A 1,124-nucleotide genomic window follows, 5' to 3' on the forward strand; every position below is an offset into this window, starting at 1 on the left:
AGGGTGATATCTCCTGCTCCATAAACACTTTCAGCAACAATCGCACCTTGACTGCTCTGGAGATCAACATCCCCTTGGGTGCCAAGAACAACAACACCAGCAGCACCCGTTGCCGCCAGATCAACCCCACCGGCTAAAAAATGAGCTTGTATATCACCACCGGCATGCGCCTTGAGATTCCCTTGCGCTAAAACAATCCCCTCAAGCTTCAAGTCTCCGCCCGATTCAAGAGCCATATCAGCACCTGACCCTAGCCCTGAAACTTGAAGTGTCTGGCGCGAAGAAAGCTCCATATTGCCCCCAGAGGTTGCTTTACCGGCAATCGATAAAAGCCCATCCTGCGCCTCTATCTTCAAATGACCCTCAGCGCCAACCGTTTCTAACGTCACATCCTTATGGGCGGCAATATCAATATGCTTTTTCGAGGTGATGTGCTTTGCCAATACGCTCTGGCTTTTCGATTTGAGGACAACACCCCCATGACCAAAAACATTCTTCAACGAGATTTTCCCATCAGCAGAAAGATGCAACTGCCCCGCATTGGCGGCCATATCATGGCGCATGCGAACCCCAACACCTTTTTCTGTTGCCACAAGTTTTATTCTGTCCGCCTGTAGAGCCCCCAAAGCAGAACCATCTATCGCATATTCCGGTTTACCGGTAATATCGGTCAGTTCTTTCATTTCCCGTGAAGCATAATCAAAGTGACCTGTCCCTGCTGTCACACCAATCTCCTTGCCCGCAACAGCTCCTTCAAAATGCACTGTGCGTGAGACAATATCGACAATATCAACCGCCCCCTTGCCAGAGAAAAAATTGGCTCCCTTAGCGCCAAAGGTAATATCCCCACCTCGCACCTCAAAGCCTTTCAAAAAACCGCTCGCATCAATTTCGGGAACACCTGTGGTTAAGGTCGCATGGGGCGTATTGATAAAGCCACAACCATCACAGCTTATCCCATTGGGATTGGCTATAATCACATCGGCGGGGCTCCCAAAAACCTCTCCTGGACCATGAAGCGCACTGCGCTTGCTGCTGGTCACTTCATTTAAAATCACTTTCGCCGAACCCGTGAGGCGCAAATGCGGATTGCCCGGCATAATGCCCCCCAACTGCGATTGCCC

At 50.5% G+C, this 1,124-nt stretch carries 1 protein-coding gene; it reads right to left on the reverse strand.

The genetic code is table 11. The features are described from left to right. Positions 1-1,124 (reverse strand): filamentous hemagglutinin N-terminal domain-containing protein (locus ACFIL3_RS10390; protein ID WP_375682242.1); only part of this gene is annotated, 1,124 nt, incomplete at both ends.

Origin of the sequence: Bartonella sp. CE47NXGY (assembly GCF_042195415.1) — a bacterium.
Taxonomy (GTDB): domain Bacteria; phylum Pseudomonadota; class Alphaproteobacteria; order Rhizobiales; family Rhizobiaceae; genus Bartonella.